Raw genomic sequence first — 26,326 nt, forward strand, 5'->3', positions numbered from 1 at the left:
GAGCAACAACAAACACCTGAGTAGTTAGGTTTGAAACGGCTATGCCGCTTGTGCCTTATATCCACGCCCTCAAGGACGTGGTTTTACGGCACTGTCTGATAATTTAGTTAATATCTCTGCTGTTGTACATGAAATTGTGAGCTCTCAACAATTAAAAGATGACATTAAAATTTGGTATGACAAGTACTTTTATTGTCGCCCTGTAAAAGTTGAAACAACAGGCTTTGTATCATTTTTATTGCATCAATTTTTTAACGGTATTGCTCATATTTTACTGAAACAGGAAATAATTACCGAAATTGAAGCGACAGAACAAAGTTATTACTTTATTGCAGCTAATAACTTTCAACGTTTATTTTAACCACAGAAATGCTTCGTTGAAGCAACACTAAAGATTAAGGAATATTGGTTGCAATATTCCTTTAACCCGTGGGGATACATTTATCCCTTTGGGCATAGTGTATCCCTTTTTTTATTGAATTGGAGTACACTATGCCAATTGTTTTAACTTATAGAGGTTACAAAATATACTTTTATTCAAATGAGGGATTACCATTAGAGCCTGTTCATGTTCATATTGATAAGGCAGGTAAAACAGCAAAGGTATGGTTAAACCCAATATCCGTAGCATATATCTATGGTTTTTCGTCAAAAGAGATAAAAGAAATATGTAACTATTTACAAAAATATGAACGTTTTATCGTAGAGGTGTGGAATGACTTTTTCAACATTAGCGATAGCCACTAAAGTATCCATTAATCAGGATTCATTTCAAATTACCTTGCAAGATGGAAGAGTATTAGGGGTACCTTTTAATTGGTTTCCTAAATTACAAAATGCTTCTCAAGCGGAAAGAGAGAACTATGAGCTATCTCCAACAGGAGAAGGTATTCATTGGTGGGAGCTTGATTTGAATTTATCTATTAATGGATTGTTACAAGGAAAACGCGAGTTTAATCCTGATTGGTCAATGAAAGATTATCTTATTCGTAAGGGGCTAACGTTGCCATCAGCCTAAAACGCTATTAAAGATTAAGGAATATTGGTTGCAATATTCTTTTAACCCCGAGGGGATACATTATCCCTTTTTTTATTTAACAGAAAAGGAGTACTATGTTCAGGTTATTTAAACCCCCATTTGAAATTTCGACGTTGGAAGCATGGTCAAAAATGAGTGATGATATCGCAAAAGTTGCAATTCTAGCTGTTCCTGTTATGCTGTATAGCAATTACAGTTTAGGTTTTAGAATATTTAATATTGTAATACTTAGTGTTATTGCATTGGTATTCTTAACTACAGGGCGTTGCTTACGACTAGAGATTATTAAGTGCTCAAAGGAGAAATAATATGGAACTATCAATCGGTTTAACGATTTTTGCCATTATCGGACTTTTAATACTCTATGGTGTGTCAAAAATCCCTGAAGCCAATCGTAAATATTACGAAAATTTAAAATCTAAGAAATTAGATTCAAATCATTAATTTAACTTAAATATACGACACTTCGGTGTCGTATATTCTTTTCACCCATGGGGTACATTTACCTTATAGGCATAAGGTATACCAACAATAAAATTATAATTTGGCAGCAACCACTTTTTTAGTCAAAGTGCAGAAATGATGGCTAAGAGAATTTACAATGACTTATTTTGCTGTTAATTCAAATTTTGTCCTTAACCAATTAATGAGGTTAAATTATAACTTCAACATCAATAACATATCATCAATTGGTGAAGGTTGAAAACCATAATTGAGATAGAATTGTTTTGCTTTATCATTTAAAGCGTGTACGAGCAAAGCTCTTACTCCAACTTGTTCTGACACAGCTCTTGCTCGTAGTACAACATCTTTAAGTAATGCAGCACCTAATTTTTTTCCTTGATGTTTTATATCTATAGCTAATCTTCCTAAAACAACAACAGGAATAGGCTCAGGCATATTACGTCTTAATGCTCCGGATACAAACCGATGCGTCACTGAACCTGCCGCTAGTGCATAGAAGCCAACAACGACATTTTCATTGCAGATCACAAATGTTCTACTTGCTCGGTTTTGCCGGTTTCTAAGTGCATGACGTTTAAGCCAAATATTTAATGACTCTTCACCACAATTAAATGCACCTAAATGGTGATGATGTGTTAATAGCTCAGGTGCTGAATACATTTTATGATTCCCAAGGTGAATGAGTTGCCATTAATTTTTCCAACCCGGCATTAGGTAAATTAGGCTGTTCAAGTACTTCAATAAAATGATTGAATTTTCCTTCATCAAGCTGAAAAACTGTTCTGTCTAAAATCACGTTTTGTGCATAAGTGCAAGCAACATCAAGCATAAAATCAGAACGTGTTTTTCCGAGTAATGAAGCGGCATAATCAATTAAGTCACGTTGCTTTGGCTGGACTCGTAGGTTAATTGCAGCGGTACGCATAAGAATCTCCATAGTTTATTAATACACAATCAATACACAAATTATAATGTATATCTATTGTATATTCAATGGTGTGATATGGTTTCACCACTATTGGTGTTCAAAAATTGTTGAAGATTAAGTTTGGGATTCTATATTTAAATGAATATTGAGACTTGCTTGTCAACGGCTAAGCGTCCAAGTAAAACCGCCGGAACACTAGGATAACGGGGTAATTTTTTCTTAAGGTTCTCAGGGAGAGAGACAAGAGGAATGCTTGTTGAGGCTAAAGTATAGTAGCCTAAAATACGTTTATTTTCATCAATGACAGTAAAGCAAGGAGCAATACGCCTTTTGATATCTTGTGAAACCTGTTTTTGTAAATAGAGATTCAAGGGACGTGAGCCACAATCAAATTGATCTCGTAAATAGGTTTTATCAAATGTGGTGATCCGGATAGGGGGGAGCATTATTCCCCCAATAATGATGTACTTAAATGAAGTGCTTCTTGCATTTTTTGATTTGGCGAAGGAGGGGAAATCAATGCTTCTGCAAAATACTGCTGATCAGCGATAGAAAGATGAATAAGTTCATTTTTTCCACGGTTTTTTTCGCTGCCGACAACAAAATCACTTAAACTGCGTCCTTCAAGGGTTGCGGCACGCTTTAATAAGGATTGTATCTCAGTATTAATTCTTGCTTCAAATCTCACTGTTGCCGGCATAACGTTATCCTCTTTTTAAGGGATTGATTGTGCGGTGTTTGTGTGTATTTTTCAATGGGGATTTTATAAAAAATAGACAATGGTTAACACATATAAAAGTAATTTGAATAACAACTGATTTTAATGTATCACTTTGGTGTCATTTTGTTTCTTTTAGCTAAAAAGAGGTCTTATGTTTCCAAATAAACCAAAATCATTAAATATTCGAGGGCTCAATGAAAATACCTTAATCCAATTGCAATCTCTAGCAATGAGTAATGAACGCTCTTTAGAAGGTGAGGCCAGATATGCCATCCAACAATGGTGCAAATTAAATCCTGTGGGAGAAATATCTTTTTCGGTTGTTCGTCGAATTTCTGCTGCTTCTGCTCGAGCATCCCCTGCTTTACTGTAAATATAACCGATTACTTCTTTTCGATTTTTATCGAACTCTTGTGTAACTTTAACCTGATAATCCAACTCTTTTTGTAGCTCATCTTTATCAAAACGGTTTTCCAGCTTACCCGAACGTCTTTCAGCATTGTCGGTAGCAATGCCCGTTTTAATTTCCGTTTTCACTTGTTCAACGGTTTTACCTGTTTTTTCAACCAGTCCTTGTTCGTCACGAATATGAAGATGGGTGGTGTTAATGCCTGATTTTGTTTGGCTTCGTTGACTATCACTATCCGCCCCAAAACCAAAAGAGGTAGTCCTTGTCAACGAATCCAACCCTTCTGCCAATTTAACCGGATTGTTTTTACCGCCTGATATAGCTTGTGTTGTTGTTTTTCCGTTATGTCCTTCATAAAGTTTTTCCCCTTTTTCATTCACCGCCTGTTTAATCTTTACCCACTAAAATGTGATCAAAGCCATTATTCGAGCTATATTTACCTCCATCAAGCACTTTATACCTTGAACGTTTACAAGGCCTTCTCTACTTATTTCCTTTTTATGTTGTATTTGTAGAAAAAATAAAAGAATATAATCAATGGTAATTGATATGGGATAAAGAAATCTACCATTCTATACATCATCCCCTCTAATATAGAAGGGTCAAGTTTGCCATGTTTTAGATAAATATTTAAAATAGTAAAAAATTATTCCAAAAATAAGTTTAATATATTTAGTATATCTTCTATTATTTCTCTCATTCTTTTTTCTCCTGAACATGATCTTTTTCGAATTTTTTCTCAATTAATTTTTGCATTGTCTCAATAATAAATTGCTTACCTAGAACGGATGGAACAGATTGTTCAAGAACTTTCCTTCCATACTTGAAGTTGAATTTTCCCCTAAAGTGCCATCTATAAGCTAGCTAATCTCTATTTTTCTGCCAGTAAGCCATTCCTATTGCTAATACTGATATAGGAAATAACTTAATCATAAACTCTGTATAGGGTATGTTTAAACCTGTTAAATAATTTAATAAATAGAAACATGAATCACCAATAAAGGATAAGAAAATAATTTTTAGAAAGTTCAATATTAATTTCATATTACTTTCCATCTTCTTTTTTATCATCTAGATAATCTAAGTATTTATTATAAAAAGATGAAATTCCTTTTGTTGATACACCCCCTAATCCAATCTTAGAACTCGTATAATTTATTACTGAGGATGAAGTTGCTGATTTAGCTGCATTTGAAATTGATTTTTCAATATTATTGTTGTTAATAGCAATTCCTTTTATTGTATCAGCTATTACACCATAAGCAGGATTTAACTTATGAACTAAAGAATCATAAATTGCATTTGTTCCTACTTTTATAGTTGAACTAGCTAAATTATTGCTCGTAAGCTCTTTTGAACCATCAACATAATATAAAGTTTCTACAGCACTACCTGTAATGGCATTGATACCAAATGCAACTTTATATTCTTTAGGAGTATATTTATATACATTTACGATACTCTCTAAGGCTTTTCCAAACTTCTGCTCTGCTGCGACGCCTAAAGCAATCGCTTCATTTGATACCATAGACTTTGCCAAGGTCTCACCTGTTGCAGTTAAGGCTTTATTTGTCGCTGAAAGAGCTTTTCCGCCCAATTTTAACCCACCACCAACAAGTAAATCCTCCCAAATAACAGGTTCTGCAATCCCTTTTGGTGAAGTTACATAATGAAAATAATCTTTATTGACAATGTCGCTACTATACTGACGAGTTCGATTTCCTTCAGTAATCATACCTAATAATTCATTTGCATAACGTTGGCTTGTTGTTTTATCTAAGCCATTCAAACGACCAATATCATTCAGACTGTTAAAGCTATTTATTGAGTTGGTTTTACCTAAATTTGGATAGTTATAGTTAAGGCTACCAAACATTTTACTATCACGATATTGCCTATCTGTCGCTTGGAACATTTTGACTTTTTCACCATATAAAACCGTTTCTGTACCGTCTTTCCATTTTATGGTTTCATTTTTATTTGCCTCTGCCGTTAATGCGTTATAGGCGATACCTAAACTTTCTTTATAATCGTTTAAATTATAAATTTCATTATCTTTTAAAACAGCATTTATCCCTAATTTGGCGATTTGATTTTCCTTATCATCAACCATTGCTGAAGCAATCAATGTTAATCTTTCCTCCCAATAAGCATCTGTGCCACCTTTCTCACTAGCTAATTGTTTAGCTAATTCTTTGATTTTTTGTTGTTCACTTGGGTGCAACTGCCGATTATTCCAATCCGTATTTGCTGCGGCGGTCATCGCTCCCACATTGCCATTACCCGTCACTGCACCAATGGCTAATCCCGCTGTGGCATTGACTGCCATTTTGCCCGTTTTTCCAAATTTCGCCTCTGCTTTTTCGCCCAGTTTTTCAATAGCAGGGGCAGCAAGGGAAGTTGTGCTGGAAGCAGCCGCACCGCTGACATTCCCCGTTAATAATCCCCCCGCTGCGGCGTGCAATGCCGCTCTTGCTATACCACCTTCTTTCCAAAGGTCGTAGCGGGTTTGGTTTTCATTGAGATAATCGGTTAATTGGGTTAGTTCACCTTGTAGTTTCACACGCTCTTCAGGATTTGTGTTGTTTGATAATGCCACTTCAACTTGTGATTTGCGGGCAGATAAAATTTCATAATTTTGCACCGCACCTAATTGTTCTGACGTCCAAGCGACAGCTTGTGCAGCTAATGGAGCAAAGTTTTTCGTCACGTCTTGTTGAATGGCTAATTCTTTGCTTAACGCCTCTTTATCAAATTTATTTTCCAACTTACCCGAACGGGTTTCGGCATTGTCGGTGGTTATGTCCGTTTTAATTTCCGTTTTTATTTGTTCAACGGTTTTTCCCATTTTCGCCAACTGTCCTTGTTCGTCACGAATGATGAGGTTTTGCGTATTAATACCGCTTTTTGTTAGGCTGGATTGGCTGTCTTTGTCATAACCAAAGCCGATACCTTGATTCACTCGACTTACCGGTGAGCCATCTCTAACCTGACGACCGTCCCAGCCACCGTTAATATCTGCTTGTACTCCTACACCAACCGCACTCCCATTATAATCAGCGTGATTTTGAATATCCGAATAAGAAAATGTACCTGTGCTGAATTGGTTTTTACCTTGGTTTTCGGCTTGGGCGGTGGAGGTGATTAAGCCGCCTTTGAGGTCAGTGTGTTGGGCAATGTTAATTTGATACCCCTCATCTCCTGCATAAATCCCCGATTGTTCTTGCACACTTGCATAATCGGCGTTGATTTTGGATTGATTGAAGTTGGCGGAGGCGGAAAAGCCATAGCCCACCGTCATCTGTCCGCTGATATTCAAGAAATATGATTGCATTCTACCGTTTTATACTGATATAGAAAAAAGTAAGAATTAAAATAATATCAAATTGCTAAAAACTAATACTTAAATTTTCGATATGCTCTACAATCAACTTCATTTATGTAATGGTAGCAATATTTTGACAATATATCCTCTTTAAAAACATATCCCAAATCATGCAAACATTTACCTTGATATAAAGCAACGTTATACCAATCCCAACCAGACGCATCTGGCGGAAGATTTTTCTGCCTTAAATCAGCCCTTACACCATCATTGTAACAATCAGTATATATATCTTCACTGACTTGTTCCTTGGTTCCTTTTTTTACCCAAAATCTTTCCCCATGCATAATATCCTGAGTATAACTAGGATATAAAGAGATAATAGCAGAACAACCTGACAACAAAAAAAACACTAAAAAAACAAATTTTTTCATCTTATCTAGCCTCATTGATTTCATTAAATTTTCTAATTCCTTCAGGATATGTCTTTTTTAACATATCCTCTATTGTTAACCATTCTTTAGTTTTCGTTCCATTTTCTTCTGATTTATAAACAAACTTTAAATTATTAATATTCTGATTGGCTTCGGAATGAGCATCTAAGAAAGACAAATTTGCCTTATTAGGGGTTGCGTTAGGATTATTTCCAATCATTCCCAACCCTAAATTTCTTAAAATGGGTATTCCCTCATAGACAAAATCACCCTTTACGCCATGATACTGTGTTTTGACGCTCTTAAATAATCTCCTCGATTGTTTATCTATTTCACTTGACGGATATGAACCGCCTAAATGTAAATATTCTACATCAGTATGTTCATATTTCTGACCAAGATGCTCCGACCAATTCAACATATTCTTATTACATGATACACCTAAACTAGGTGCTACATTTTTAAATGTATATGTTTTTGTTCCGTGAGATTCTGCGTAAGTATTATATTCATCCAGTTTTTTCGCAATCTGAGCGTGATCTCTCGTCGCATTTTAATTTTTCATTTTTCTATATTCATTGTATTGATCACAAATCTCTCTAAATTGATAGCAGTATTTATAACTGGCATTAAATATAAATCCCTTATTTCTTAAACAAGTACCATAAATCCTTTTTGATATTTTTTTATTATCTTCTCCAACAACCTCTGGATACCCTGAAATATTTCTAATTTCAAATCCCTTAAGAGACTCATTAAAACAATCAGTATGAATATCATCACTCAGTGGTTGATTGGTATTTTTATGTATCCAAGTATCTTCATCCCAGAAAGAAGAATATAGTGGCATTAAATCCCAAACTAAACACCCAGACAGCATGAAAGGAAATAATAGAAAAATAAAATATCTCATTTATTCACCTCTCTTACTGTATTAAATTCTCTAATAAGACTATTAGGATATACTTTTTTTAAAGCATCTTTTACTTTTTCCCATTTAGCATTCTCTTTTTCATTATTCATTCTATAAAAAAACTTCAAATTATTAATATTCTGATTGGCTTTAGTATGTGCTTCTAAGAAAGAAATATTTGCTTTGTTAGGTTTTGCGTTAGGATTATTACCATTCGGTATCAAAATCTAATTTCATATAATTTCTATAAGCCTTGCATTCTCTAGGTTTGTTATAACAATATACGATAAAATGTTTAACTTTAAACCTGTATCCCTTTTCATATAAACATTTTCCTAAAATGGGATAAGTTTTATAATAATTATCCAATCCCCCTATATCTTCATCTTCATTGACAGGTCTTCCCATTACTTCAGATTTGGCTTTGCTGTAACAAAATCCGAAGTCATCATTAGATACAGATTCATTTGTATTGGCATTAACCCAGTCTGCATAACGATTTAAAGTATAAGGTTCTCTATAAAATATCAGAGAACATCCGGATAAAAACAATATTAAGAAAATCACCATTAACTTATTCATATCTTATTTCCTCTCATTATTTTTGTTAATTTTATTAAATTTTCTAACCCCATCTAAATCGAGATGTATTGACTTGAGAATTTTTTCAGTGTTTTCTTTAAAATTTTTATCTTTTTTATTATTTGAATCATAAACAAACTTTAAATTATTAATATTCTGATTGGCTTCGGAATGAGCATCTAAGAAAGACACATTTGCCTTATTAGGGGTTGCGTTAGGATTATTTCCAATCATTCCCAACCCTAAATTTCTTAAAATGGGTATTCCCTCATAGACAAAATCACCCTTTACGCCATGATACTGTGTTTTGACGTTCTTAAATAATCTCCTCGATTGTTTATCTATTTCACTTGACGGATATGAACCGCCTAAATGTAAATATTCTACATCAGTATGTTCATATTTCTGACCAAGATGCTCCGACCAATTCAGCATATTTTTATTACCTGATACACCTAAACTATGAGCTACATTTTTAAATGTATATGTTTTTGTTCCATGAGATTCTGCGTAAGTATTATATTCATCCAGTTTTTTCGCAATCTGAGCGTGATCTCTCGTCGCATTTTAATTTTTCATTTTCTATATTCATTGTATAGTTCACATACCTTTCTAAATTTATAACAGTATTTATAACTGGCATTAAATATAAAACCTTTTCTTCTTAAACAAGAGGCATATATTTTTTCTGATTTTGCCCGATTATCCTCTCCTACTACACTCGGTAGTCCTGATATATTTTTAATCTCAAACCCTTCAAGGGACTTATTAAAGCAATCCATATCAATATCTCTACTTAAAGGTTGCTTGGTATTTTTATGTGTCCAAATATCTTCATCCCAATACGAGGAATATGACGGCATTAACTCCCAAAATAAACAGCCAGTCAGAACTAAGGAGGCTAATAAACAAGTAAACAATCTCATTTATTCACCTCATTTACTTTATTAAATTCTCTAATACCACTATTCGGATACACTTTGTTTAAAGTGTCTTCTGCTTCTTCCCATTGTTTTCTTTCCTTGTTATCTTTTTTGTCATAAACATACTTCAAATTATTTATATTCTGATTAGCTTCTGAATGTGCTTTACCAAACCCTAGTCCTCCCACTTGCTTAGCATTCGGATTATTTTCTATATTCATTATAAGCATTGCAAACCTCTTCCAGTCTATAACAATAAACACTAAACATTTTTACTTTAAAAATAAATCCATTTTCATATAAACATTTCCCTTTTATCCGATTTATTTTATCCAAATTGTTGATGTACTCTCTATCAATGACTATATTGTGATCAGGTCTTCTTCCTATAATACTCAATGAAGCATAATCTGAACATCTTACAAGTATTTCTGTAGAAACATCTTCGCCTGTTACTCGATGAACCCATTTAGCATCACTACTAGGTATAGAATATAAAGGGACTAATGCACAAGATGATAGAAATAAGCAAAAGAAATATATTATATTTTTCATATATCACTCCTGATTAATAGTATTAAATCTTCTGTTGATATCAGCAGGATAAACTTTTTGTATAACCTCGTTTGTTTTCTTCCATTTCTCTTCTTTACTTCCATCTTTCTCAAATTTATAAACATACTTCAAATTGTTTATATTCTGATTAGCATCCGAATGTGCTTTACCAAATCCTAACCCCTCCACCTGCTTAGCATTCGGATTGTTTCCTATAAATAATCCTCCTAAACCCTTATAAACCCAATCTCCTTTCACTCCATGATATTCAGTATTTACATCACCAAACAGTCCTTTTGCTTGTTTATCTATTTCTGCTGACGGATAAGAACCACCTAAATGCAAGAAATTAATCTTCGTGTTCTTATATTCATTTCCAATATACTCCGACCAATTCAACATATTTTTATTGCCCGAAACGCCCAAACTATGTGCCACATTATTTGCATTTATCGGCGTTTTACCTTGAGCAATTTTGTGAGCATTATATTCTTCCAATTTCTTATTGATTTGAGCGTGATCTCGTGTAGCATTTGATGCACCGAAGATACTCGGTAGATTTGCCCACGCTCTGAAACGTTCAAATCCAGTAAAGATAAATTCATTAACATACCCAGCACTGCCACGATTTAAAATAACTGCGGTTTCATCAATTGAAGCCAAATCCTTATCGTATAAAATTGCACTGGATACTTTGTCTTCTCGTTTCAGATTCAGCATTCCCGCTGTTGCAACTTTACTTAAAAGTTGAGCTTGCTCATCGGTTAATATTTTATCTCCATAAATAATGCGTTTAAGTTCTTGTGAATTATCAGCTTTAAAATCTAAACAACTGATATGATTACAATCTTCTATTTTCTTTTGAATGGAAAATACAGAATCTTCATTTTTTTCCTTTCGATAATAAATTTCATCTCCTCGCTCGTGAAGATTTTTCACAAAATCTGTCGCTGTTTTTAAATCTCGCTCGACGTCAGATTTTATTTTTTCAATATCCACTTTATTTACCTCCTGATGAAGATTGGTTTTATTAATTTCTTTTGCAGCTTCTTCTGCTGTTTTGCCCGTCAATTGTTGCTGAGTTTGTTCGTCTCGAATAGTGATATTTTTCGTGTTAATCGAAGCCGTTGTGATACCACTTTCACTGCCTTTATCACTTACTTGACCTAAGAATGATGTTGCCAGTTTTGCAATACCCCAGTTACCTTGAGAAGCCGCTCCGGCAACACCGCCCATCTCTACTTTCGATGAGCCGTCTTGATGGTTTTCTCCGATTTGTTGTAATTTCACCCCAGCTATTTCTTTCGGGGCTTCACCGCCACTTACACTAAAACCGCCGTTTAAACCAAAACCTTTTGCCGAATAATCCGAATGATTATAAATATCCTGATAAGTCAGAGTATTCGTTACAAATTGATTTTTTCCCTCTTGCTCCGCTTGTTCTGTGGAAGTGATTGTTCCGCCTTTTAAATCGGTATGGTTACGAATATCGACATCATAGCCCTCATCTCCGGCAAATATCCCTGCTTGCGTTTTTACTCCCGCATAATTTGAGTTAGCTTTCGATTTATTGTAACTACCGCTCGCTGAAAAACCATAGCCTACGGTTACTTGCCCTTGCATACTTTCCTGTTTACCTTCATATTTCGCTGTATCTTGCAGACTTTGGATATTCAAGTTTTCTGCCGTAAGTTCAACCCGTTTACCTCTCACTTGTGAGCCGATAATATTAGTATCACTTCCGCTTTCTATCGTAGTTTTACTGTTTTTATCACCCACTTGGCTTGCTACCCAAGCCTGACTTTCGCCATTACCATAGCCTTTTGCCACGTTTCCGCCGGCGGTTATCCCTGCCGATATTCCATTACCGAATTGAATCGCAACGCCTACATTAAAGCCGCTCGATTTGTTTTTACTGCGTTCAAGATGGTTTTCATCTGCCGCTTCAATACTGACTTTGCCGTCCGCTTTTAAATGCGTACTACCTAAACCGGCAACATCTGAACCTGCAATAGTGATATGCGAATCTTTACCTGCTCCTGTCGTTTGAATATTCACTTTACCTCCTGCATTAATTTGACTTTTTTCCGCCGTATTGCCCTCGCTGTGTTGCGTTTGTACCGATTTTTGCTGTCCGTAAGTAATGCTTATTCCCACCGCTCCTCCTGTAGCAGAGCCGTTAGATAGGGCTTCATCGATTTTCATTATTTGATCTGCCGCTCGCATTGCCTCAAACCCTGTATTTGCTGCCGCCATTGCATTAATGCGGTTGTTTTTGCTATCACCAACCGTTTTTACAGATTTCAGCGTAGAATCAACCGCTTGTATTGCTGAAGCAACTGCACCAGTTAAGGCTATCGTTAATCCTTTCTGCTCCATTGTGTGTTTGTAGTTACTCTCATAATCTGAACGTGCTGCCGTAATGTTGGCTGATTTGGCGGTAATATCTACATCACCGTCTCGGGAGGTCACGACGCTGCCGGTTTGTTGGTAGTGTTTGCCTGCAATAAGGGCGGTATCACCTTTCAGGCTTCCCACTTGGCTACCTGTAGCGTAATATTTGGTTTGATTGGTTTCTGTGGTGTTTTTCTTTTCGCCAATGCTAAAGCCAAATCCCCCTGAACCCATTAAGCCTGATTTCGTGGTTTTCTCAACATCTTGTTCGAAAACACGGTTTTCTGCTTCCTTAATTGCGATGTTTTTCGCTCGAGCATTGAGCTGATTTTCAGCAACAATATTTGAGCCTTGAACCGTCAGGTTAGCATTGCTTTGCAACACCACATTCTTACCGTCAAGGGTTGAGCCTTGAGCTAAATCATAATGGTGCTCGTGTTTAGTGATATCTGTCGTGGATTGAAGAAAACCACTATGCTTCACTTTAGAGGCAGAAGAAAGCCGCTCTTTGTTACGCCCTTCTTCAATGCGAATATTACCGTTTGAGGCAATATGAACATCACCGTTCTCGCTATGAATTTCCCCTTGGCGAATCACAACGCCCTGTTCACCGGCAAGGGTGATATTACCTTTTCCATTTAATTGAGAACCGACTTCTTGATGCTGTTCTAAGCGGTAGTAATTATCCATATCCGCATTGTAATCCGTTTTATTTTTTGTATTAAGGGTACCAATATCAATACGGTTGGCTTGAACAAGTATTCCGCCTGCACTATTGAGTTCTGCACCTTTAATAGTAACATCTTTTGGGCTGTGAACAATTAATTTACCGTTTTTATCTTTGACATGAATACCGGCAAGGTTATCTACATGAGTGCGGTCAAATTTATTACCAAAGTCATCTTGATAAGCTCGGCGAGTTGTTGTACTTGCAATGTCAACACCTTCTTTGCCGATTAATATCACTGAATCAAGAGCTTCAATTCTACCGCCGAGGTTAACTAATTTTTGCTTTGCAAGTAAATTGACGGAATCCCCCAAAACAAGCCCTTGGTTGTTGATATTCTTGGCAGAAAGTGCGGTAAGATTTCGCCCCGCAATCGTTCCCGTATTGGTAAGTTTTCCGTTAATATTACCCATAATTTCTCTCGCTGAAATTAAAGCACCTTGTGAAGTTACATCAAGATTTCGTGCAACAAGATAAACTTGTGGAGTGAGAACTGTCAACTTTTTACCGCTCGGCAGTATGACTTCTTTATTCACAAACCATACCATATCCGCAGTCAACTCTGCCATTTGCTCCGCTGTTAAGCCGACACCGAGGTGCAGGTTAAATTTTTTGGCATAATAAATACCGCTATCCATTAAGGCTTTGTATTGCTCATCATCGGTTTGGTGATTATCTAAAAAGCGTCGTCCGGTGAGTTGATGAATTTGTTCATTAATCAAGCGTTGTTCATAAAACCCGTCTCCAAGGCGTTTTAACGTGATATTGTGATCGGAACGCAATGCGTTAAACATATAGTCAGAGCTAAGCCATTGTTTACGGTTAGTAAAGTGCGGATCGGTTTCCACTAAATAACCATTAGGGGCATCGGGGTTAATCTGATATAGACTTTGTTCCGGTAAGTTAATAATTACGCCATTCATTTGGTTTGGCATAATCGCCTCAGCTTGAGCTGTAATTTTCGTGTTGGTGCTGTCAACAGGCTGACCGATAGTATTATCTACCTTATTGAAGAAGAAATGGCTCGTCGGGTGAATGTCATTCAAATCCCCTCTTCCGGTACCATAAACCGCCCAACGTTTCCTTACCCCTATTCCATAGCGACGTTTCTTTTTATGGAAGCTATCCCAATGTCCTTTGTCCGTAACATTTATCGTTCCTGCAATATCAATATTATTGAGCGATGTACCGGTTGTGGAATGCAACGTTTCATTTTTATCATTTTTTATAAATACCTCATCACCGAGTAATAAGCGTTTTCCTACAGAAAGAGTAGACGCATTATTTTCAAGATCATTGCCTGATAAATGAAGATCACCGCCAATCAAAATTTTAGCCGGATCACGTTTTTCAATCGTTGTCGTAATAGTGTGGCGATTATAATCCCAATGCATCCAACTATTAGCCGCAATGGTTGTGCCGTCATTCAGCCTTAAATAAGAATTTCTATCGCTCCTACTATTATTTTTTAAATCAAATCGCCCGTGATTGCCATCTTTATCTATCAATACATAGCGTCGAGACGTATTTTTCGGTGCATATTCAACTCGCCGTTCATCGGTGTGATTTTCCCCCAATCGCAAGTGTAAGTCGTGATTTTGTAGGCGTGCTGTATTCACATAAGCATTTCCCAAAGCCTCAATAGTCGCACTGCCATTATCAATGAATGAAGCTTTCCCCTCAGCATGGTGCTGTTCATTAAGATGACCGCCAATGCCCATCTCTCCCGCACTAAAAATTAACGCATGATCACGATTGGTAAGTGAACCGACCGCCAAATCTAATCGTTCACGTGCTGCGATGGTTGGCGAAGCATTGTCTTCTTTGCCATTGATAAGATTTGGTGTCGCAATGGCTAAATGATTGCCATAAATTCGCCCTGTCCCAAGGTTAGAAAGTGCGGTGCTTTTTAATAAGGTTTTTTCACCATCAATTAATCCTCGATTAATTATTTCATTACTGAGAATTTGGGTATTTTTACCGGATAGCTCACTCTCCCTGTTATTATTGATATTATGAGCCTGTATGCTTAGTTTCTCTCCCACACGAAGAACTGAGTTGTTGATAAAATTGCCCTGTGTTTGAAAATCTAAATTACCGCTCACTTTAAAAGCATTATTAAGCGTTAAATCTTGCTTGAGGTGAATACTCGCATTGTGGCTACTTTCAATTTCTCCTTCAGATTCTAATTTACTGGCATAAATAGCTAAATTACTTCTGCTTGCGATTTTTCCTTGTTCATTATTCATATTAAGTTTATCGCCTTGAATTTGTAACTCACCAAGAGAGAGAATTTCGCCTTGCTGATTATGCAGGTGCCCTGAAAGATTAAGTTGAACATTTTGCATGCCATAAATTGCCCCGTTTTGATTGGCAAGAGCATCGCTATTTATTGTCAGTACACCTGCAATAATACCTTGTTCAGGTTGCTTACTTTGTGACGCTTTCGTGTTTTTGTTTGTAACGAGTTTGCTATGAATATCAAGTTTTTCAGCGGTTTGAATCAAAGATCCTGTTGAACCTATGCGATCATTATTCACTGTCTCGGTCGCATTAATTTGTGCGGTTCTTCCTTCAATCTTACCGCCACGGTTATCCAAATGAGAACTTTTGGTACTTAGCTGAGCTTCGGTGAGTAATTGCCCTTGGTTCTGAATTTCTTTTTTCGTACTGACGTGTAGGTTTCCCTTCGCAGAAATCATTCCTTGATTGACAATTTTACCTTGTGAATCAATCACTAAATTATCCGCACTTGCCCCAATATGCCCTGCATTACGCACACCCAGTCCTTGTTCTGTGCCGACAAGATGAATTTTCCCCGCATACATGCCGCCAAGCTCACTCACATCTAAAGCAAAGTGCGGTGCGTTTTCACTGAGATTTTGGCTGTCAATGTGGATAATTTGTAAATCATTTCCGCCATGTTCCATATCTGTCTGTTTGATGGTGTTTTTGCCGGTTACCACATTGAGCTTTTTACCCGCCCAAATGCCTGCATTGATTTCCGCTTCTCGAGCAAGAATATCGGTATAATTGACACGACTGTTATCTAACCCTTTGCCACTGATGGTTATTTTGCCTCTTTCTATGTTAATGCTTTCTACTTGTCCATCAATAATCTGCGGTTTGCCTGTGGTCATTGTTGAGCGTGTCGCATTAATCGTACCGCACCCATCACAATGAAGCCCATTTGGATTAGCGATGATCACTTCGGCTTTTCTGCCTGCCACTTCCACATAACCTTTAAGTTGGGTTGGATGTGTAGATGTTACCTCGTTGAGAATCACTTTTGCTTCGCCACGAGCAAGATAAGGATTGCTTTGTACCCAACCTGCTTGCTGTGTTTGTGTGTCTTTGTGGCTGTTATTAAGAATCGCCCCTTTTTTGTCTACATTAAAATCTTGGTATTTATTATGAGAAAGCCCTTTATCATTCGGGGTTTGAATATTGACTTGCGGTAATCCGTTCGCTGTTTGCAACACAATAGGTTGTTGATTTTTGGGAGCGTTGGGATCGGCTTTGATGATTAAGGTTTCCGCAAATACAGACGAGGAAAAGACAAAACTCAAAGCACAGAATAAACGAAAGACAAGGGGAGTTAAGGTGGCAAAAATGGGTAGAAAATTAACCGCACTTTGCATTTGAGGCATCTCACTTTTTGTTTTTCCTTCGGTTTTTACCGGTTCTGAAACCACGACAATAGGTTGCAATGTTTTGCTAAAAATCACACGAAACTGACGTTTATTCATAAGAAAATCCTCGTTTGAGCCTAATGCACTAAATTAAAAGGTTAAGCCGATATTAAAGCCGGTTACGGTATGCGATGTTCTAAAACCGCTCGGCTTGCTTAATGGCCGTCCAATAAATACATCATAATAAAAATGCGTCCAACTACCACGCAGACCTAAAACTGTCCCCATTAAATGATGCCCTAATCGTATTCCATCACTACGTCCCATCACTCTACCGCCATCTAAGGCTAAGTAAACCCAATGTCCTTTATTTGCAATATTCCAACTGAGTTCATTACGCCATAGCCAACCTCGCTCGCCCGATAAGGTAAGCTCACCGTCAAATCCACGCACCGTATAACGCCCACCAATGCTCAATCTATCTTGTTGAATAAGAGGGGTTTTATTCCATTGCGCGGACCAATTCGTATTAAATGCCAAGGGTTGCTTCCCCATATAGAAAGGATAATTAACGTCTACCGAGGCGGTAATAATTTTAGGACGAGAATTACCGTTTCCCCAATATTCTTCCGGTGCCGCTATGGTGCGACCTACACCTGTTCCCCATTTAAATCCTAGAGAAAGCTTCAGTGTTACTGCCTTAATATATTCAATATGGCTAAGCTTGAGTTGCCAACCAGCCATTCGGCGACGTTGAACATCAATTTCAGCATCATCAATGTAGTTTTTCGAGTGGCGAGACCAAAACCCGCCTGAAATCGTGGTTTTACGTACCGCATCTCGATAAAGACGATAGGCAAGATTTAAATTGGTTGTTTCACTACGCCCAGCATAGAGGTAAGTATTATCAAACGCCCAAAAACATCTTGATGATAATCTGTTTTATACAATGAGGTGGAGAGTGCCCAATAACCCAAAGGAACAGAATAATAGAAGCCATAGTTTCTCGTTGCTCGACGCCCCGAATTATCGCTGTGACGTTTTAAGCTATGTGTGAAAGTGGTATAGAATAAATCATTGGCAGAAAAAAGATTATCCCACGAAAGGGTGGCAGAGCCTTGCCATTTCCCCGTAGATGTTGAACCCGAATCATCTAAATTTAAGCTAAATCGGAATGGAAACCGCTGTTGATAGGTGATTTTAATATCACTTTCACCGAATGCTGAACTGTTATCAGCCGGAAGAATGTCGATATTGGCATCTGCAGTTGGCACACGTTTGAGATTTTCCAAGGATTGTTCAATATCACGGATATTAACTAAATCTCCCTGTTTAAATGCCAATGCGGTTTTAGCTGTCAGTTTACTAAACCAAGGGAGACTACTTACATCGGCAATAATCGTATGGCGAACTTGACCGGGAATAACCGTTAAAGAAAATACGCCTTGCGTTAAATTTTGTTCGCCGGCAACCACTCTGGTTGTGATATAGCCTCGTTCAATCACATTATTTTGCACCTGTTTCATCAAAATCCCTAGCCCTTGAGTTCCGAAACAATGCGGTAATTGGAGGTTTAATTGCGTAACAGCTTTATTCAGTGCCCATTGAAATTGGCTAGGTTTTGTCTTGTTATCGGAGGAATAATCTACAATGGAAAGATGTTGAATGGGATAGCAAGGAGATTCATTAAAGGGAAGTGCGGTAGGTTTTTCTGAAGAAATTTCCATTCTCACATCGGGATCGGAACGAAGTCGTTCACTTTGCTGTTGAATTTGTTCCTTTTGGCGTTGTTGCTGTTGGGAATCAATACGATTTAATTGGAGGAGCGGTCGTTCTACCGCCGACAATAATGATGAAAAACCGCAAAGCCAAATTAATACCGACATTTTTTTCATATGTAGCCCTACAGAAATGAAGAAATCGTACGAATCAATGAGAAATTGCATCTTCAGGCAGTCTATTCGAAAATGAATAAAAAGTAAAGCGGGTTGATCAATCAGGGACTATATAGTTGGTTTATTTGAGAATGGCTATCTATCGTGATTCGAACATTTATGATTCGGTTTTCCACAGCGTCAAAATTTCTTCTCGAATATACTAAATGAAAAAAAACTAAGAAGTAAATTTGCTTTCTTTTTTTACTTATTCACTACAAAAATAGAAAAAAATCAAATAATCGAGTTTTTTCTATTCCCATTTTATTTAATTTGGAATAGGATACAGGGTTAGCTTTTTCTAAAAGCGGATAAGTTTATATTATATTTCCTGAGGCTATAGGAGCAATTATGAAATTTTCTTTTGCAGCACTTGCAAGTGCAATGCTATTAACAAGTACAGCAGCTTTTGCCGGTATAGTAACCAGTTCATCAAACATAGATTTCTTAGCTATTGATGGACAAAAAGCTAATAAAGATCTATTAAAATCTACTAAATCATTTAATATCAATGAATCGCAAACTCACCAAGTCGTCGTTCGTGTTTCAGAAATTGTTCGTCATGGCTCAGATCGTTCTTTATATGAATCAGATCCTATTGTTGTTACATTTCAAGGCACAAACGAAGACGTAGTTATCTCAGCCCCTAAACTGGAAAATGAACGAGATATTAAAAATTTTAAAGATTCACCGTCTGTCATCGTCAAAACAAATAGCGGAAAAATAATTGCGACAAAACAAGAAATATTGAAGCAAGAAGGTTTCCTTCCAGGGGCTAACCTAATTGATACATTATCTGAATATAATGCATCCGGTTCTGTTGCTTCAGTTTCCAGCTTTGCAACGGCAATGCCTGCTGTTGCTCTCGGATTTACTAAAGCACAAAAAGGAAAAGTCGTCGTGCAAGGTGAAAATATTGCGGAGCAACAATTACAGTTCTGGTTTCAACAAGCCGACAAAGAAACTCAAGTTCGCTTCCTCAATTGGGCAAAAAACCAAAAATAATTTTATCTCAAAAGTGGGCCTAAGCTCACTTTTTTATTAAGGACTATCATTATGCAAACCACCTATCGCAAATTGACAAAAAACAAAAAAATTGCTTTGGTTGCACACGATCACTGCAAACAAGATTTGATACAATGGTGTCAAACTAACCGCACTTTACTTCAACCTCATATTCTTTATGCAACGGGGACAACTGGAAATTTAATTCATCAAGAAACGAATTTAGAAATCAAAAATTTACTTAGCGGTCCTATGGGAGGAGATCAACAGTTGGGTGGCTTAATTGCAGAAGGCAAAATTGACTTGCTGATATTCTTTTGGGATCCAATGAATGCAGTTCCTCATGATCCTGATGTCAAAGCCTTAATGCGTATTGCAACTGTTTGGAACATTCCTGTTGCGATGAATATTGCTACTGCTGATTTTTTAATTAGTTCTCCTGCATTCCAACAAGAAACTGAAATTCGTATTCCGGACTATCAAGGTTACTTAAAAGAGCGGTTAAAATAATAAAAAGTTTAGAAAAAATATAAAATGCCCCCTTGGATTAATACAAAAATCATTCTCTCCATTCCTGTTTTTTTAGCAGTAAATATAGTGACATTCTCTATTTGGAAACTAAATATTTCCGAACAGTCTATGCCATTAATTTTAGGTATTATTGCAGGCGGACTGGTTGATTTGGATAATAGATTAACAGGACGACTTAAATATGTATTTTATACATTAATTGCTTTTTCTATTTCCTCTCTTAGTGTACAACTCACCTTAGGGCATGGAATTGAATATTTGTTATTAATGACCGCTCTTACCTTTTTATTTACCATGGTTGGTGCTATAGGGCAAAGTTATAGCACTATTGCTTTCGGTACACTCGTTGTAGCTCTTTATACAACATTAACTTATACACCAAATGTTTCTTGGTATATCAACCCTATTTTAATTTTATGTGGCACATTACTTTATAGTTTATGCACGGTTTTTGTTCATTTAATGTTTCCAAATCGCCCTGTACAAGAAAATATGACAAAAGCTTTTCTTGCTTTATCAGAATATTTAGACACAAAATCACTTTTTTTTGATCCTGATGATATTGAACAATTAGAAAATAAACGTGTCATTCTTGCCATGAAAAACGGTAATTTAATTACTGCCTTTAACGCTTGTCGTACAGCATTATTTCATCGCATTCGTGGACAACATAAACATCGCCGTACGACAAAAATGATTAAATATTATTTTGCTGCACAAGATATTCATGAACGAATTAATTCAAGTCATTTTAATTATCAACAATTATCAGAGCAATTAAAAAATACGGATCTTATTTTTCGTATCCAACGCTTATTAGAGCTACAAGCACAATCTTGTCGTGAAATTGCTCATAGTCTGCAATACAATAAATCCTATTCGTACAATCCTCGTTTGGAACAAGCGATTTTAGGTATTAATCAGTCGTTTGAAATACATTATCAAAACAGTCACTTAAATCAATTACAACGACTTGCCATTAAAACATTAATCGACAATTTACAGGCAGTTAATTGGCAATTACACCATATGGATCAATATTCGGAAAATACAAATGAACGATCTGAAGGAACGCAAATATATACAGAGCAGATCATTGGTTTAAAAAATATGTGGCGTACAATTTGTAGTCATTTTACCTTTGAATCACAACTTTTTCGCCATGCAATACGCCTATCCATCATTGTTTTTGTTAGCTGTAGTTTAGTAGAAATATTTAATTTGCAATTAGGTTATTGGATCTTACTTACTGCTGTTTTCGTATGCCAACCTAATTATTCGGCGACTAAGTTAAGATTAAAACAACGTATCATTGGTACAATTCTTGGCGTGGTAATCGGTTCTCTATTGCCTTACATACATCCAACTTTAGAATTGCAATTAGGTTTAGTTGTCGTCACTAGTACATTGTTTTTCTTTTTCCGTAGCAATAATTATAGCTACTCTACTTTTTTTATTACACTACAAGTCTTAATTAGCTTTAATATCATGAGATTTGATTTAAATAACGCTCTATTATCTCGCTTAACCGACACATTAATAGGCAGCTTTATTGCTTGGAGTGCTGTTTCTTATTTATGGCCGGATTGGAAATATCTACAACTAAATAAAGTGATAAAACAAGCGATAAAAGCTAATGCTAAATACTTTTTATATATCATTAGCCAACTATTATTCGGCAAAGGTGATCCGCTAAAATATCGTATTGCCAGACGGCAAGCACATGAATATGCAACCGCATTAAGTACAACCCTATCAAACATGAATAGCGAACCTAAAAAATATCAAGCCTATTTGCAAGAAGGATTTGAACTAGTCAAAATTAACTATTCGCTACTGAGTTATATTTCTGCTTTAGGTGCATATAGAAAAAATATGCAGAAAATTCAGCAAAGTGCGGTGTTTTTAGGGGAGTTTTATCCTATCGCCAAAAAATTACTTCATGTCCTTGAGCATATTGAAACTTTAGAACGAGATAATTTTGAAAAATTATTGCTAAATATTGAGTTTTCTTTAAAACAATTTAGTGATGAACATGCTGATCAGTTCAATCGAAATGAAGTCGCAATTCCATTGCAACAACTTAATCTGATTAACCAAATATTACCCGCACTTTATACGGCTTTTAGGCAAAATCAACGTACATCTAAACTTGATACTAATAAATAATTTAAACGTCCAGCAATACCAAAATTGCAGCATCGCCTCCCCATTCCCTTGGTGCTTGATGTAAAGCTCTCACTTTTGGATGCTGCACTAACCAACGAGGAATTTGTTGCTTTAACGTATAAGTTCCATATCCCGTCATAATGCAAGCACAATAAACATGCTCCTTTTCACAGGCATGAATAAGGCTTGCCAGCTCAATTTTTGCCTCTTTACGTGTCAAACCATGTAAATCTAAAAAAAGTTCAGGTGAAAAATCACCACGGCGTAATTGTTTTAACAAATAACGATCTTCATGTGGACGTAAATATTTCACCGCACTTTCTTCATCTAATAAAGGTTCATATTCATCTGAAAAGAAAAATAATGTATCTTCTTTTTCTCGAACATTGCGAATCTTAACTTTATTCTTTAAATTTCGATGACGTGGTGCAATAAAAATATTCTGTTCTATCTTTTTTGCTCCTTGAATTTCACGATGAAAAAGTTCTATATCTTCATCATTCAACATGTTTTTCCCTATTTTTAACTTACCCATTATGAATAACTATGGTATAACTACATCGTTTATTTGCTTGAGAAATTTAATATGAGTACCATAAATCAATTTAACCAAGAACTTGTAGATTGCATTTTAACAGATCAGGTTCAGAACAGCCTACATACAATACAAGATTTTCTCAGATGGACCTATAGCATTTTTAACCGTTCAGATATTTATTATGGGCATGGTTATGATAATGCTTGGGATGAAAGTCTTCAGCTCATTTTAACCGGATTACACCTCCCCCTAGATTTTCCCGAAAAACTTTATAATTCAGCACTCACGACTTCAGAGAAAAATTCACTCATTCAATTAGTTATTGCTAGAATTGAGCAACGTTTACCTATCGCCTATTTAACTAATAGTGCATGGTTCTGTGGATTAGAATTTTATGTAGATGAACGTGTTATTATTCCTCGTTCACCAATCAGTGCTTTAATCACGAATAAATTCAAAGGGTTACTCCAACAAGACCCAATCAGAATTTTAGATCTTTGTACTGGAAGTGGCTGTATTGCTATTGCTTGTGCAGAACAATTTACCCATGCAGAAGTTGATGCGGTTGATTTATCTATTGACGCATTAAATGTTGCTGAAATCAATATCGAACGTCATAACCTCACCCATCGTGTATTCCCTATTCAGTCAGATTTATTCAAAAATTTACCGCTCGATCAATATGATTTGATTATCACAAACCCACCTTATGTGGATGAAGAAGATTTGCAGGATATGCCTATAGAATTTCATCATGAGCCGGAAATGGCTTTAGGCTCCGGAATTGACGGACTGACTATTACTAAAGAAATTTTGGCAAATTCTGCTGACTATCTTACTGATAATGGAATACTCATTTGTGAAGTTGGCAATAGTATGGTTCATTTAATCGAACAATTCCCGGAGGTGCCTTTCCAATGGTTAGAATTAAGAAATGGCGGAATAGGCGTCTTTGCACTACATAAAAAAGACTTAGTAAAGTACAAAAAGAAGTTTTTATAAGATAAAAGGCATCTGAAAAGAAAGATGCCTTTTGTAGATATTGCGTCAAATAAAAAATAAATTTTCGTCATTTAACATTTTTCACATCGCTTACATCACCTAATAACTCAGCATATTTGATTGTATTTGGACTTGCCTCTAATGCAATTTTTAATCCCATTGTTAGAGGAACTGAAAGCAACATTCCTACTGTTCCTAATAACCAACCCCAAAATAAAAGTGATAGAAAAACAATTAAAGTCGATAGTCCCAATTTTCTGCCCATCATCTTAGGTTCTAAAACGTTACCAACCACAGTATTAATCAGAATAAATGCAATACTGACAACTAAACCCGTGATAAATCCATTTAATAAAAAACTTTGCACAATAACAGGGACTGCCGCAATGATAGATCCTATATTAGGAATATAATTCAATAAGAAGACCAAGGTAGCCCATAAAATAGCATATTGAATATCAAGGACGGATAAAACAAAGTAAATGCACAATCCAGTCATCACACTAGTAATCGTTTTTACGCCTAAATAGCCGATAACGCCTTGTAGAATACGTTCAATATAATTTTGTTGAGTAACAGTATTTTCAGTAACGATTAATTTAGTAAATTTTTGCTTTACAGTAGGTGCTTCAGCAAGCATAAAGACAACTATCAAAAACAACACAAAAATATTTGTTACCACATTCGAGAAGCTCAACAAAAAACGACTGACAAATTTCATGATAATGCTAGGATCAAAATCATCATTAATACTATCGGTAGAAAAAAATAAAGGAATATTAAAATGATGAGCAAAAGCTAACAAATCATTTAAACGTTGTGACAACAGTACCTTGTATTGAGGAATAGATTGAGTAAACTCCTGAACAGTATTACTAATTAAACTGGCTAAAAAATAAAATAACACCACAATTAATACAAAAAGCAAAGTAATCGCAAGCCAATGAGGTATTTTCCGTTTAGTCATAAAATTCACCACAGGTGAGCAAATAATCGCAATAAATAACGATAATAGAAATGGCACAACAATCTCACCGGCGAGTTTAATGCCACCTAAAATAACGATAATTGCAGCACAAGCAACCAGCACTTGAGTTAGCGATGAATTTCTTTCAGACATCAAAGTGCTTCCTCATTTTCCTCTCTCGTACGAATACGAATGACACGATTTACATCATACACAAAAATTTTGCCGTCACCAATTTTACCGGTTTGTGCGGTTTCAATGATTGCCTCAATACATTGTTCGACAATTTCATCAGGCACAATAATCTCCATTTTGACTTTTGGTAAAAAGTCTACCATGTATTCGGCACCACGGTATAACTCTGTATGTCCCTTCTGACGACCAAAACCACGCACTTCCGTTACCGTCATTCCGGTAATACCGATATCAGCTAAACTTTCACGTACATCATCTAATTTAAAAGGTTTAATAATTGCTTCAATTTTTTTCATCATCTTCCTCAAACAAAATAAAAAAGCTACCGCACTTTTCAACTATAAAGTACGTCTTGCCGACTTCGGTCTAAAACTTTCAATTACATTGGGATCTGTATCAATATAAATCCCATCAATCAGTTGCAAACAATAAGGTACTGCACTGAAAATCCCCTTCACAATGACGTTACCATGTTCATCTTTAACACCTTCGAGCGTTTCTTTAATTGCTTTGGGTTGCCCGGGTAAATTTAAAATAAGGCTATTTCTACGAATAACACCAACTTGACGAGATAAAATCGCAGTAGGCACAAAATGCAAACTCACTTGACGCATTTGCTCACCGAATCCTGGCATTTCACGATCGGCAACAGCCAAAGTTGCATCAGGTGTTACATCTCGTTTTACAGGACCGGTACCGCCTGTAGTTAAAACCAAATGACAATGGCAATCATCGACTAATTCACAAAGTGTTTTTTCAATTAAGGTTTGTTCATCGGGGATTAGGCGACTTTCCACTTCGAACGGATCGCATAGAGCAGATTTTAACCATTCAAGCAGTTCCGGAATACCTTGATCTTGATAGACACCTTGTGATGCTCGATCAGAGACTGAAACTAAGCCAATTTTTAAAAGCGTAGCCATATTATTTCCTTTTGA

Annotated in this window: 30 protein-coding genes and 1 pseudogene; 9 read left to right on the forward strand and 22 right to left on the reverse strand. The window is 36.2% G+C overall.

The window, feature by feature from the left end; genetic code table 11:
- Positions 1-136: 136 nt before the first annotated feature.
- The 5 genes from HNR69_RS03995 to HNR69_RS09550 all read left to right on the forward strand — a co-directional run bounded on the left by HNR69_RS03995 (position 137) and on the right by HNR69_RS09550 (position 1,483).
- Positions 137-361 carry a hypothetical protein gene (locus HNR69_RS03995; RefSeq protein WP_232451461.1) on the forward strand — a complete coding sequence of 75 codons (225 nt, stop codon included), beginning with the start codon at positions 137-139 and terminating at the stop codon, positions 359-361.
- A 131-nt stretch (positions 362-492) separates the two neighbouring features.
- Positions 493-747 carry a DUF4160 domain-containing protein gene (locus HNR69_RS04000; RefSeq protein WP_075294104.1) on the forward strand — a complete coding sequence of 85 codons (255 nt, stop codon included), beginning with the start codon at positions 493-495 and terminating at the stop codon, positions 745-747.
- Entirely contained in the window at positions 716-1,018 is a 303-nt protein-coding gene (locus HNR69_RS04005; protein WP_075294105.1) for a DUF2442 domain-containing protein, read from the forward strand. Before HNR69_RS04000 ends, HNR69_RS04005 begins: the two co-directional genes overlap by 32 nt.
- A 95-nt stretch (positions 1,019-1,113) precedes the next feature.
- Positions 1,114-1,347 (forward strand): hypothetical protein, encoded by a 234-nt coding sequence (locus tag HNR69_RS04010; protein ID WP_011609925.1) that lies wholly within the window; start codon positions 1,114-1,116, stop codon positions 1,345-1,347.
- Between the two features lies 1 nt (position 1,348).
- Complete coding sequence (locus HNR69_RS09550) at positions 1,349-1,483, forward strand: hypothetical protein (protein ID WP_256692772.1); 135 nt, start codon at positions 1,349-1,351, stop codon at positions 1,481-1,483.
- A 213-nt stretch (positions 1,484-1,696) separates the two neighbouring features.
- On the opposite strand, the gene HNR69_RS04015 is transcribed toward HNR69_RS09550, so the two are convergent.
- The 18 genes and pseudogenes from HNR69_RS04015 to HNR69_RS09690 form a co-directional block, all read right to left on the reverse strand.
- Entirely contained in the window at positions 1,697-2,164 is a 468-nt protein-coding gene (locus HNR69_RS04015) for a GNAT family N-acetyltransferase (RefSeq protein WP_075294106.1), read from the reverse strand.
- 1 nt (position 2,165) lies between these two features.
- Positions 2,166-2,429, reverse strand: a complete 264-nt coding sequence (locus HNR69_RS04020) for a type II toxin-antitoxin system TacA family antitoxin (RefSeq protein WP_011609927.1) — start codon at positions 2,427-2,429, stop codon at positions 2,166-2,168.
- Between the two features lie 137 nt (positions 2,430-2,566).
- Complete coding sequence (locus HNR69_RS04025) at positions 2,567-2,878, reverse strand: hypothetical protein (RefSeq protein ID WP_075294107.1); 312 nt, start codon at positions 2,876-2,878, stop codon at positions 2,567-2,569.
- Complete coding sequence (locus HNR69_RS04030) at positions 2,878-3,132, reverse strand: type II toxin-antitoxin system TacA family antitoxin (protein ID WP_075294108.1); 255 nt, start codon at positions 3,130-3,132, stop codon at positions 2,878-2,880. Before HNR69_RS04030 ends, HNR69_RS04025 begins: the two co-directional genes overlap by 1 nt.
- 153 nt (positions 3,133-3,285) lie before the next feature.
- Positions 3,286-3,942: a hypothetical protein gene (locus HNR69_RS04035; RefSeq protein ID WP_157665518.1), complete on the reverse strand. Its 657-nt coding sequence runs from the start codon at positions 3,940-3,942 to the stop codon at positions 3,286-3,288.
- A 665-nt stretch (positions 3,943-4,607) separates the two neighbouring features.
- Positions 4,608-6,896: a hypothetical protein gene (locus HNR69_RS04040; RefSeq protein WP_075321885.1), complete on the reverse strand. Its 2,289-nt coding sequence runs from the start codon at positions 6,894-6,896 to the stop codon at positions 4,608-4,610.
- Between the two features lie 62 nt (positions 6,897-6,958).
- The gene (locus tag HNR69_RS04045; RefSeq protein ID WP_136122308.1) at positions 6,959-7,321 is read right to left on the reverse strand and encodes a hypothetical protein; all 363 of its coding nucleotides are present in this window, start codon (positions 7,319-7,321) and stop codon (positions 6,959-6,961) included.
- A 1-nt stretch (position 7,322) separates the two neighbouring features.
- Entirely contained in the window at positions 7,323-7,742 is a 420-nt protein-coding gene (locus HNR69_RS04050) for a hypothetical protein (RefSeq protein ID WP_178384271.1), read from the reverse strand.
- Positions 7,743-7,874: 132 nt separating this feature from the next.
- Complete coding sequence (locus HNR69_RS04055) at positions 7,875-8,234, reverse strand: hypothetical protein (RefSeq protein WP_075294113.1); 360 nt, start codon at positions 8,232-8,234, stop codon at positions 7,875-7,877.
- Positions 8,231-8,458, reverse strand: coding sequence for a heme transporter CcmA (locus HNR69_RS04060; protein WP_221265074.1), 228 nt, complete (start codon positions 8,456-8,458; stop codon positions 8,231-8,233). The genes HNR69_RS04055 and HNR69_RS04060 overlap by 4 nt, the downstream gene beginning before the upstream one ends.
- The gene (locus HNR69_RS04065) at positions 8,442-8,816 is read right to left on the reverse strand and encodes a hypothetical protein (RefSeq protein WP_075294115.1); all 375 of its coding nucleotides are present in this window, start codon (positions 8,814-8,816) and stop codon (positions 8,442-8,444) included. Before HNR69_RS04065 ends, HNR69_RS04060 begins: the two co-directional genes overlap by 17 nt.
- A gap of 3 nt (positions 8,817-8,819) precedes the next feature.
- Positions 8,820-9,251: a hypothetical protein gene (locus HNR69_RS04070; RefSeq protein WP_178384272.1), complete on the reverse strand. Its 432-nt coding sequence runs from the start codon at positions 9,249-9,251 to the stop codon at positions 8,820-8,822.
- 140 nt (positions 9,252-9,391) lie between these two features.
- The gene (locus HNR69_RS04075) at positions 9,392-9,742 is read right to left on the reverse strand and encodes a hypothetical protein (protein ID WP_075294116.1); all 351 of its coding nucleotides are present in this window, start codon (positions 9,740-9,742) and stop codon (positions 9,392-9,394) included.
- Positions 9,739-9,960: a heme transporter CcmA gene (locus HNR69_RS04080; RefSeq protein WP_232451460.1), complete on the reverse strand. Its 222-nt coding sequence runs from the start codon at positions 9,958-9,960 to the stop codon at positions 9,739-9,741. Before HNR69_RS04080 ends, HNR69_RS04075 begins: the two co-directional genes overlap by 4 nt.
- Positions 9,944-10,294, reverse strand: coding sequence for a hypothetical protein (locus tag HNR69_RS04085; RefSeq protein ID WP_075294118.1), 351 nt, complete (start codon positions 10,292-10,294; stop codon positions 9,944-9,946). Before HNR69_RS04085 ends, HNR69_RS04080 begins: the two co-directional genes overlap by 17 nt.
- A gap of 3 nt (positions 10,295-10,297) precedes the next feature.
- Positions 10,298-17,164 (reverse strand): two-partner secretion domain-containing protein, encoded by a 6,867-nt coding sequence (locus HNR69_RS04090; protein ID WP_221265075.1) that lies wholly within the window; start codon positions 17,162-17,164, stop codon positions 10,298-10,300.
- Positions 17,165-17,197: 33 nt separating this feature from the next.
- Positions 17,198-17,893: pseudogene (locus HNR69_RS09685) on the reverse strand (ShlB/FhaC/HecB family hemolysin secretion/activation protein); the annotation flags it as partial.
- Positions 17,894-17,910: 17 nt separating this feature from the next.
- The gene (locus HNR69_RS09690) at positions 17,911-18,942 is read right to left on the reverse strand and encodes a ShlB/FhaC/HecB family hemolysin secretion/activation protein (RefSeq protein WP_311735921.1); all 1,032 of its coding nucleotides are present in this window, start codon (positions 18,940-18,942) and stop codon (positions 17,911-17,913) included.
- 390 nt (positions 18,943-19,332) lie between these two features.
- On the opposite strand from HNR69_RS09690, the gene HNR69_RS04100 reads away from it, so the two are divergent.
- The 3 genes from HNR69_RS04100 to yccS are packed head-to-tail and all read left to right on the forward strand — an operon-like array spanning position 19,333 to position 22,686.
- The gene (locus HNR69_RS04100; protein WP_075294120.1) at positions 19,333-19,986 is read left to right on the forward strand and encodes a curli polymerization inhibitor CsgI-related protein; all 654 of its coding nucleotides are present in this window, start codon (positions 19,333-19,335) and stop codon (positions 19,984-19,986) included.
- A gap of 51 nt (positions 19,987-20,037) precedes the next feature.
- Positions 20,038-20,496 (forward strand): methylglyoxal synthase, encoded by a 459-nt coding sequence (gene mgsA / locus HNR69_RS04105; protein WP_011609504.1) that lies wholly within the window; start codon positions 20,038-20,040, stop codon positions 20,494-20,496.
- 24 nt (positions 20,497-20,520) lie between these two features.
- The gene (gene yccS / locus HNR69_RS04110) at positions 20,521-22,686 is read left to right on the forward strand and encodes a YccS family putative transporter (RefSeq protein WP_075290546.1); all 2,166 of its coding nucleotides are present in this window, start codon (positions 20,521-20,523) and stop codon (positions 22,684-22,686) included.
- Position 22,687: 1 nt separating this feature from the next.
- Here yccS and smrB read toward each other — a convergent pair whose 3' ends face one another.
- Positions 22,688-23,194: an endonuclease SmrB gene (smrB, locus tag HNR69_RS04115; protein ID WP_075290544.1), complete on the reverse strand. Its 507-nt coding sequence runs from the start codon at positions 23,192-23,194 to the stop codon at positions 22,688-22,690.
- Between the two features lie 78 nt (positions 23,195-23,272).
- Here smrB and prmB point away from each other — a divergent pair, with 78 nt between their 5' ends.
- Positions 23,273-24,226 (forward strand): 50S ribosomal protein L3 N(5)-glutamine methyltransferase, encoded by a 954-nt coding sequence (gene prmB, locus HNR69_RS04120; protein ID WP_011609507.1) that lies wholly within the window; start codon positions 23,273-23,275, stop codon positions 24,224-24,226.
- Positions 24,227-24,293: 67 nt separating this feature from the next.
- On the opposite strand, the gene HNR69_RS04125 is transcribed toward prmB, so the two are convergent.
- From HNR69_RS04125 to mog, 3 genes are read right to left on the reverse strand one after another with little or no spacing between them, the layout of a single operon-like run.
- The gene (locus HNR69_RS04125; protein ID WP_075294121.1) at positions 24,294-25,346 is read right to left on the reverse strand and encodes an AI-2E family transporter; all 1,053 of its coding nucleotides are present in this window, start codon (positions 25,344-25,346) and stop codon (positions 24,294-24,296) included.
- Positions 25,346-25,684, reverse strand: a complete 339-nt coding sequence (gene glnB, locus HNR69_RS04130) for a nitrogen regulatory protein P-II (protein ID WP_011609509.1) — start codon at positions 25,682-25,684, stop codon at positions 25,346-25,348. The genes HNR69_RS04125 and glnB overlap by 1 nt, the downstream gene beginning before the upstream one ends.
- A gap of 42 nt (positions 25,685-25,726) precedes the next feature.
- Positions 25,727-26,311: a molybdopterin adenylyltransferase gene (mog, locus tag HNR69_RS04135; protein ID WP_011609510.1), complete on the reverse strand. Its 585-nt coding sequence runs from the start codon at positions 26,309-26,311 to the stop codon at positions 25,727-25,729.
- Positions 26,312-26,326 lie beyond the last annotated feature (15 nt).

It is taken from the genome of Histophilus somni (assembly GCF_014202395.1).
In the GTDB taxonomy this organism is placed as follows: Bacteria; Pseudomonadota; Gammaproteobacteria; order Enterobacterales; family Pasteurellaceae; genus Histophilus; species Histophilus somni.

What these genes read in the sequence shown, in the direction of transcription:
- HNR69_RS04010 (WP_011609925.1), top strand. Translation starts at nt 1,114, where the DNA reads ATGTTCAGGTTATTTAAACCCCCATTTGAAATTTCGACGTTGGAAGCA.
- HNR69_RS04100 (WP_075294120.1), top strand. Translation starts at nt 19,333, where the DNA reads ATGAAATTTTCTTTTGCAGCACTTGCAAGTGCAATGCTATTAACAAGT.
- HNR69_RS04000 (WP_075294104.1), top strand. Translation starts at nt 493, where the DNA reads ATGCCAATTGTTTTAACTTATAGAGGTTACAAAATATACTTTTATTCA.
- HNR69_RS04070 (WP_178384272.1), bottom strand. Translation starts at nt 9,251, where the DNA reads ATGCTGAATTGGTCGGAGCATCTTGGTCAGAAATATGAACATACTGAT.
- smrB (WP_075290544.1), bottom strand. Translation starts at nt 23,194, where the DNA reads ATGTTGAATGATGAAGATATAGAACTTTTTCATCGTGAAATTCAAGGA.
- HNR69_RS09550 (WP_256692772.1), top strand. Translation starts at nt 1,349, where the DNA reads ATGGAACTATCAATCGGTTTAACGATTTTTGCCATTATCGGACTTTTA.
- HNR69_RS04090 (WP_221265075.1), bottom strand. Translation starts at nt 17,164, where the DNA reads ATGAATAAACGTCAGTTTCGTGTGATTTTTAGCAAAACATTGCAACCT.
- HNR69_RS04045 (WP_136122308.1), bottom strand. Translation starts at nt 7,321, where the DNA reads ATGAAAAAATTTGTTTTTTTAGTGTTTTTTTTGTTGTCAGGTTGTTCT.
- HNR69_RS09690 (WP_311735921.1), bottom strand. Translation starts at nt 18,942, where the DNA reads ATGAAAAAAATGTCGGTATTAATTTGGCTTTGCGGTTTTTCATCATTA.
- glnB (WP_011609509.1), bottom strand. Translation starts at nt 25,684, where the DNA reads ATGAAAAAAATTGAAGCAATTATTAAACCTTTTAAATTAGATGATGTA.
- prmB (WP_011609507.1), top strand. Translation starts at nt 23,273, where the DNA reads ATGAGTACCATAAATCAATTTAACCAAGAACTTGTAGATTGCATTTTA.
- HNR69_RS04050 (WP_178384271.1), bottom strand. Translation starts at nt 7,742, where the DNA reads ATGTTGAATTGGTCGGAGCATCTTGGTCAGAAATATGAACATACTGAT.
- HNR69_RS04080 (WP_232451460.1), bottom strand. Translation starts at nt 9,960, where the DNA reads ATGAATATAGAAAATAATCCGAATGCTAAGCAAGTGGGAGGACTAGGG.
- mog (WP_011609510.1), bottom strand. Translation starts at nt 26,311, where the DNA reads ATGGCTACGCTTTTAAAAATTGGCTTAGTTTCAGTCTCTGATCGAGCA.
- HNR69_RS04055 (WP_075294113.1), bottom strand. Translation starts at nt 8,234, where the DNA reads ATGAGATATTTTATTTTTCTATTATTTCCTTTCATGCTGTCTGGGTGT.
- HNR69_RS04085 (WP_075294118.1), bottom strand. Translation starts at nt 10,294, where the DNA reads ATGAAAAATATAATATATTTCTTTTGCTTATTTCTATCATCTTGTGCA.
- HNR69_RS04125 (WP_075294121.1), bottom strand. Translation starts at nt 25,346, where the DNA reads ATGTCTGAAAGAAATTCATCGCTAACTCAAGTGCTGGTTGCTTGTGCT.
- HNR69_RS04040 (WP_075321885.1), bottom strand. Translation starts at nt 6,896, where the DNA reads ATGCAATCATATTTCTTGAATATCAGCGGACAGATGACGGTGGGCTAT.
- HNR69_RS04015 (WP_075294106.1), bottom strand. Translation starts at nt 2,164, where the DNA reads ATGTATTCAGCACCTGAGCTATTAACACATCATCACCATTTAGGTGCA.
- HNR69_RS04025 (WP_075294107.1), bottom strand. Translation starts at nt 2,878, where the DNA reads ATGCTCCCCCCTATCCGGATCACCACATTTGATAAAACCTATTTACGA.
- HNR69_RS04065 (WP_075294115.1), bottom strand. Translation starts at nt 8,816, where the DNA reads ATGAATAAGTTAATGGTGATTTTCTTAATATTGTTTTTATCCGGATGT.
- yccS (WP_075290546.1), top strand. Translation starts at nt 20,521, where the DNA reads ATGCCCCCTTGGATTAATACAAAAATCATTCTCTCCATTCCTGTTTTT.
- HNR69_RS04005 (WP_075294105.1), top strand. Translation starts at nt 716, where the DNA reads ATGACTTTTTCAACATTAGCGATAGCCACTAAAGTATCCATTAATCAG.
- HNR69_RS04075 (WP_075294116.1), bottom strand. Translation starts at nt 9,742, where the DNA reads ATGAGATTGTTTACTTGTTTATTAGCCTCCTTAGTTCTGACTGGCTGT.
- HNR69_RS04020 (WP_011609927.1), bottom strand. Translation starts at nt 2,429, where the DNA reads ATGCGTACCGCTGCAATTAACCTACGAGTCCAGCCAAAGCAACGTGAC.
- HNR69_RS04030 (WP_075294108.1), bottom strand. Translation starts at nt 3,132, where the DNA reads ATGCCGGCAACAGTGAGATTTGAAGCAAGAATTAATACTGAGATACAA.
- mgsA (WP_011609504.1), top strand. Translation starts at nt 20,038, where the DNA reads ATGCAAACCACCTATCGCAAATTGACAAAAAACAAAAAAATTGCTTTG.